We start from the raw sequence: 6,671 nt of genomic DNA on the forward strand, positions 1-6,671 counted from the left end.
ACTTGAAGCGTTACTGGTTGGAATATATAAACAGCGCCAACAAGAAGGAGAATCTAAAGCATCTCTCTGTAAAGAGATTGAACGGTTAATGGTTTCTGCTGATTTGAAACGCAAACTCAAAGAAGAAGTGAATAATGGTAAATCTTCGGTTGAGGATAGGCGGGCATCGAAGTCATCATCTTATGATAATATAGGTAAAAATAAATATAAAGGTGATTTAAAACGCAAAGTCAAAGCAGAAGTTAATAATGGTAAATCTTCGGTTGAGGATAGCCGTGCATCGAAACAGGATATTGATGAACAGTTAGATGCAATTGATAACATGAAGGGGAGGGAGTTTGAAGAATATCTGGCTAAATTATTTAAGCAACTGGGCTACCAAGTGAGTAGCACTAAGGCAAGTGGGGATTATGGAGCCGATCTGGTAATTCAAAAAGGGGAGATCAAGGCTGTTGTTCAAGCCAAGAGACAACAAGGTAGCGTAGGGATTAAGGCCATTCAGGAAGTAACAGGGGCAATTGGCTATTATCAGGCGAACCTGGGACTAGTTATCACTAATAGTAAGTTTACAGAAAATGCCAAAGAACTGGCAGCTAGTAATCAAATTGAGCTTTTTGAGAGGGATGATTTGAAAAAATTAATTAAAAAAGTATATAGTGCAGGGTAAACCCATTTAATTTTTTTAATATTATATATAATAAAAACGTAAGCATATGCGCTACGCGCAGGCTACGCCAACAGCATATGCGCTACGCGCACGCTACGGGAACAGCTAATGCTTACCTTGCTTTTGCTTAAGGGAGTATGTTCACAATTCAAATAAAAAAGTTATATCATGTCAGGATAATTACCCTTAATAAAAATCTCCCCCATCTCCCCATCTTCCCCTCCTGGGAGGGGTTAGGGGTGGGTTCCCATCTCCCCATCTCCCCACACTCTCCATTAATTATGGGTATTCAACCAAACTTGATATTACTTGTGTACTGGACAACGAGAGCTTGCCTTAATCCTCTTTAACCTGTTGCTCAATCATGACTAATTCAGCAACAGCATTACGGGTACTTGTTGCCATCCACAAAAAAGCGTTCGCGTAGCGTGGCCAAAGGCCAATCGCTACCCCTGTCCGAAGGCTATTGTTCTTCACGATTACGTTCACACCCCAGCAGACTCTTTATAAAAATTGGTGTTCAAGTATATTACCTGAAGGGGTGACCAAGATTGGCAGTTGCGGGAAGTAATATTGTAAACATTGATGGGAAGATGGGGAGATGGGGAGAGAGTCAATTGAGGCAATTGCAAGTTGTCAACCGATGCTACCAGATTTGATATAATCCCCCCAACAGTTCTTGAGTTCACTTACCTGCACCTACTTACAACCTGCAACCTGCAACCTGCAACCTCGAACCTGCAACCTACAACCTCGAACCTTCAACCTTCAACCTTTACCATTGATTGGGCTTGGTAGCGGATATTAGCTTGTTTCAACCGATTGAGGGCTTCACCCAAGCGATCGCATTCCGCAATCAAACTAATCCGCACATACCCTTCACCCCCGATACCAAAAGCATTTCCTGGGGTGAGGACTACTCCAGTTTGCTGCAAAACATTCAGAGCAAAATCCGTTGAACCTACCCCTACTGGGCAAGGAACCCACAGATACATAGTTGCCTTGGATTTAGGAATCTGCCAACCCAACTCTCCCAAACCCTCAATCATGAAATCTCGGCGGCGGCGGTAACGGTTTTGGACGTCTTGAAGGTAAACATCTGACAGTTGCAAGGCCGCTTCAGCAGCAGTTTGTAAGGCAGCAAAGATGCCATAGTCCAGATTAGTTTTTAAGGTACGCAACCCTTGAATAATGCGGCTATTCCCCACTACAAAGCCAACGCGCCAGCCAGCCATATTATAAGTTTTGGATAGGGTATGGAATTCTACCCCAATATCTTTAGCGCCAGTAATTTCCAGCAAACTAGTAGGCTGATAGCCATCAAATGCTAATTCGGCGTAACATAAGTCATGTACCAGCAGAATTGAGTACCGACGGGCAAACGCAACAATTTCTTCAAAAAACTCCCTTGGGGCGGTAGCGGTGGTTGGATTACTTGGATAGTTAAAATAGAGGATCTTAGCTCGTTGGGCAACCTGATCCGGAATCGCCCCTAAATCAATCAGCCAATCATTTTCCGGTTTCAAAACCAAACTGTGAATTTCCCCCCCAGCAATCAACGGACCCCGGAAGTGTACTGGATAAGCAGGAGAAGGTACTAAAATCAAATCTCCCGGATTCACATAGGCTAAGGCTAGGTGAGCTAGTCCTTCCTTAGACCCTAACAGAGGTAAAGCTTCACTGTCTGGGTCTAGCTCCACATCATAGCGGCGGTGATACCAATTCGTAATTGCCCGACGGAAACTAGCAGTCCCCTCAAACGGAGGATAACCGTGGTTAGCGGGATTTTTTAAGGCTGCGATCGCTGCTTCGATCACCGGCTGGGGTGCTGAACCATCAGGATTACCCATCCCTAAGTCTATCAAATCTAGCCCTTGCTCACGGGCTCTTGCTTTTAATTCATCTAAACGAGCAAATACATAGGGAGGGAGTGCGCTTAGTCGTTGTGCTGGGGTAATCAAATCTACCATCATCAGTGTCAGGTTTGGAAGTTAGCCGGTTGAAGGTCAAGACCTATAATTTTTGACTTTGGCCAAAAGGCCACGCTACGGGAAGGAGTTGAGAGCCAGTGTATGGGAAAATGCTAGTAATATTAAAGGTTATCAGGTTTGAGCTCAAAATCTGCAACCGGCAACCTTCAAAATTTTTGAATTAAGAATTAAGAATTAAGAATTAAGAATTAATTCTGCATTCTGACAGACAACCTACCCTACACCGAATACGGGGCGAACAACCGGCAACCGGCAACCTGACAAGGTGGAACCTACACTACACCGAATACGGGGCGAACAACATTGTTGAATGAAGAATGTGTAATTCTTCATTCTTCATTCTTCATTCTTCATTCTTCATTCTTCATTCTTCATTCTTCATTCTTCATTCTTCATTCTTCATTCTTCATTCTGACAGACAACCTTGGCCTTTGGCCACGCTACGCGAACAACCTTCAACCGTTGAGGTTGTCAAACTTAACTGCTGACGACTCCCCTCAACTATTACCCTAGTAGAAACCATTGCTGCCATCAGCTGTTCTGGAAGCACCTTAAACGGTAGCCGATGAATATCAGAATTTTCCCCACAGGCAATCTCAGCTGCTTTCTGTAACTGAGCCAAGGTAATCGACCCCAATCCCAGGTCTTGGAGAGTTTGGGGCAAACCAAGCTCACCATAAAACTTCAGCAACTGTTGCCGTGCTGATGCTGCCAGTTGGTTCCCCTGAAGCATTTCTTCCAAACGCAGCTGCACCAAAATGCCATAAGCCACCTTTTCACCATGTAAAGAATCGTGAGCTGCTGGTATATGAGTTAAACCATTATGTACAGCATGGGCAGCAACAGTACGACATCGAGCTCCACCCAAGCCCCCAATCACACCAGCCAGTAAAACTGTTGCATCGACAACTTCCCGCCAAACCTCACTACCAGGTTGGGTTAGAGCATCAACCGACTTTTGGAACAAAATATCTCGCAATACCCTTGCCTGTTGGACAGCCGCAATAATTAGAGTATCTGTAGCGCTACCACTACTAACTGAAGCTTCGTACCACTTCGCTAAGGCATCACCAATTCCGGCAACTAGGGTACGTTGGGGCGCTGTCTGAATCAAGCTGTAATCAAGTACTAATAAATCTGGGCAACGGTCAAGTCCAACATCATACAGGAAAGCCCCCTGGTCAGAATAGATATTAGATAGAGCAGTCCAAGCAGCACAGGTAGCAGCAGAGGTGGGTACAGTGACTACAGGTAACTGGCACTGGTGCGCTAGGATTTTAGCAATATCCAACGCCTTACCACCACCAATCCCAATAATTAAGTCAGATTGATGAGCAGCAACGGCTTCTGAGAGTTTAGCTAAAGACTTCTCACTACAATCAGGACTGTAGGATGCGCATTCATAACTGAGTTGATGCTGTTCCAAAACCGATTCCAGTGATGAGGCTAGGGTAGCCAGAGTATGCTGGCCTCCTACAATCAAAGGACGATTTCCCAGCCGTGCGATCGCATTTCCTGAGTCTTCCAACGGACAACGCAGTACTTGAGTCGGTGCCACGTTTAGGGAAAGCAAGGAGGTAGGTGCTTGTTTGGTCATGCCTGTAGCCCAAATAAACTTTTGGTTTAGTAAGGTGAGTAATGACCTTACTGGGTGATAGGTCTTTTATTATACATTTTGCCAAACTTAGAGGGGTTAGGGATTAGGTCTAGCCTTGGCTGACAACCTTAAACCTGCAACCTTTAACCTTCAACCTTGGCCAAAAGGCCACGCAATCGCGTTCAACCTTCAACCTTTAAACCTTTAAACCTGCAACCTGCAACCTGCAACCTTCAACCTTTAACATTTAACCTTGGCCAAAAGGCCACGCAATCGCGTTCAATTTGACTTAGCTCAGAAACAGTTTACGCTCCGCTTCTCTGCGTTTGCTCAAGCCTAATAGGACTCGACCACCACCCTTGTTCCAACGAAGAAACTCATTGGCCGCCCCTTGAACATCACCCTGATTCAACTTACGTAACAATGTAGAGCGCCTAAACGCTGTTGGTCCTATATTGAACACAAAGCTAACTAGAGCAGAGAATTGATTATCAGTCAGTGATACTTTGACAAGATTACTCACCGTAGATTCAGAACTTTCTAAATCTTGTCTGAGCAATTTTTCCGCTTGCTCAACAGTGATGATATCTCCTATGCGAACACCAGCCGTATGACCCCATCCAATAGTAGGAATTCCCACCGGATCGATATAAGCTTCTACTCTGCCATCGGGGCACCTTTTATGGAGTCCTTCAAACTCTTTAACAAGATCTAAACCAGCTTGGTTAATGTTTCTATCGGTACCTGGTGGCAACTCTGGTGTTACTTTATTGATGATAGCATCAAAGTAAAACTGAGCCGTTTGAGGACCAATAATTCCTCTGACAGCTCCAGTATTCCCAAGTTTGTTAGCATCTTTAAACTTATTGACTCCTGCCTCAGACAAGTCCAAGCCGCATTCTTTACACAGTTCAATAAAATTTTCTAAAATTATAGGGCTAATAACGTCTTCTACCTCCAATTCCATTAATTCTTGGAGTTTACTAACCTGAGGCACTGGCAGGTTGACTATAATGTCAAGTGCATAGCGTTCTTCTACAGAAAGGCTATCGGTGTTGATGTCTTTAATAGTTAGAGCTGACATAGTTAGATGACTTATAAAATAAACGTAACGTTATTGGCGATAAAATCTGCTTTACTAATTATTCTATCCCTAATTTTTATTGGGAAAGGTTAAGGGTAAATTAGTAATTCGCAATTGGTAATGGGTCAAAATAAGCGACAAACCAGATTTTAAGATACAAGAGTCTCCCAGGAAAAAAATCCCATGAGTTGACTCTGTTTCTTGACTAAGCTCATAGCTGACTGCTTACTCAACCACTAGGGTTTTGAGTTACTAAGTTAGTCTTCAGCGTGAGTTTTCGCTTTTACGTTAATTGTGATAAGTTTGAAACAAAAATTTACAAAACGAGTAATTCCCCTTTCCCGTCTCTTGGTGCGCGTTCCCGTGGGCGACAGATTATTAAGGGTAATTATCCGGAGATGATATGACAAGCCGAGCCAAACCTTGATTTAGCTTGATTTAGATCTAGGGTGAGTTAAAGGGGTTAAAGTGATCGAAAAAATTGCGAAAAATTAATCTTGATAATAACTAACTTAGGTGAAGTCGCCTGTGAGCAAGGACTTCACCTAAGAGAAATGGGATGCGGTGACAATTGCCTCCACAACCAAATTTATAGTGAAAAAAATCGGTCTATTATCAGAGTGGGAGAGTTTGAGAGGGAAAAGAATACCCCGTCCTATTAGGTCTTAAAGTTACCGTAAGGATAGGGTCGCCTTTATGGTTAGTCGGCTATTCATAAAAGGGTTAAAACTTTTTGATTAAGGCTCCACTATCCTAAGGTTTCGTCTCTGAGGATGAATTTTTACTCTCAAATAGTGTTAATATAAAAAGTAAGGGTCTCAAAAACTGGGTATTGACCCTACTCAGCTACCGACCGTGCGGGGGAAAGTTACGCCCAGGTCGATAACAGCCAATTAGGTTGTGCAAAGGATACCCCATTCCTGCGACGGATGGGGAAGTTCAATGGTCAATCTACCGATTCTAAAGGTGCGCTTGACCTTGGCGAATTAAATTCGCCAGAGGTCGCACCTAAAGGTATTGTAGGGATTGACACCTGTGGTAGGTGTATTTTTTCAACTGTTGGAGTGTAACCCAGCCATTGTAGGGACTGTTGGGCAAACTGTTGAGGACAACCGCTGACCCCAAAGCGAGTTGGTCTTGCCTCACCAGTATTCTTCCCTCCAATTAAATCCAGTTCTTGAGCAGCAGCAGCAACAACGTATTTCGCTGGGTCTACCAATTTAACGTCTGGGGGTAATATTTCCCGCAGGATCGGTTCTAGATGGGGATAATGAGTACAGCCATAAACTAGGGTATCGATTTGGGCTGCTAGCAAAGGTTCTAGGTACTGCC

The 6,671-nt window shown here is 43.8% G+C and carries 6 protein-coding genes and 1 pseudogene; 2 read left to right on the forward strand and 5 right to left on the reverse strand.

Going from position 1 to position 6,671, the window contains the following annotated elements; genetic code table 11:
• A partial coding sequence (locus F6K57_RS32500; protein WP_293072159.1) for a restriction endonuclease occupies positions 1–667 on the forward strand: 667 nt, incomplete at its 5' end.
• A gap of 336 nt (positions 668–1,003) precedes the next feature.
• Here the strand turns inward: F6K57_RS32500 and F6K57_RS32505 are convergent.
• From F6K57_RS32505 to F6K57_RS32515, 3 genes are all read right to left on the reverse strand, one after another.
• On the reverse strand, positions 1,004–1,156 hold the full coding sequence (locus F6K57_RS32505) for a hypothetical protein (RefSeq protein ID WP_293072160.1): 153 nt from the start codon (positions 1,154–1,156) through the stop codon (positions 1,004–1,006).
• A gap of 272 nt (positions 1,157–1,428) precedes the next feature.
• Complete coding sequence (locus tag F6K57_RS32510) at positions 1,429–2,640, reverse strand: aspartate aminotransferase (protein WP_293072161.1); 1,212 nt, start codon at positions 2,638–2,640, stop codon at positions 1,429–1,431.
• 424 nt (positions 2,641–3,064) lie between these two features.
• Complete coding sequence (locus F6K57_RS32515) at positions 3,065–4,255, reverse strand: iron-containing alcohol dehydrogenase family protein (protein WP_293072162.1); 1,191 nt, start codon at positions 4,253–4,255, stop codon at positions 3,065–3,067.
• Between the two features lie 156 nt (positions 4,256–4,411).
• On the opposite strand from F6K57_RS32515, the gene F6K57_RS32520 reads away from it, so the two are divergent.
• Positions 4,412–4,543 (forward strand): hypothetical protein, encoded by a 132-nt coding sequence (locus F6K57_RS32520; RefSeq protein WP_293017320.1) that lies wholly within the window; start codon positions 4,412–4,414, stop codon positions 4,541–4,543.
• A gap of 1 nt (position 4,544) precedes the next feature.
• Here F6K57_RS32520 and F6K57_RS32525 read toward each other — a convergent pair whose 3' ends face one another.
• Both F6K57_RS32525 and F6K57_RS32530 read right to left on the reverse strand, forming a co-directional pair.
• Positions 4,545–5,339: a lysozyme gene (locus F6K57_RS32525; protein WP_293017319.1), complete on the reverse strand. Its 795-nt coding sequence runs from the start codon at positions 5,337–5,339 to the stop codon at positions 4,545–4,547.
• 946 nt (positions 5,340–6,285) lie between these two features.
• Positions 6,286–6,671 (reverse strand): annotated as a pseudogene (locus tag F6K57_RS32530) (glutamate racemase); the annotation flags it as partial.

Origin of the sequence: Moorena sp. SIO4A5 (assembly GCF_010672005.1) — a bacterium.
Lineage (GTDB): Bacteria > Cyanobacteriota > Cyanobacteriia > Cyanobacteriales > Coleofasciculaceae > Moorena.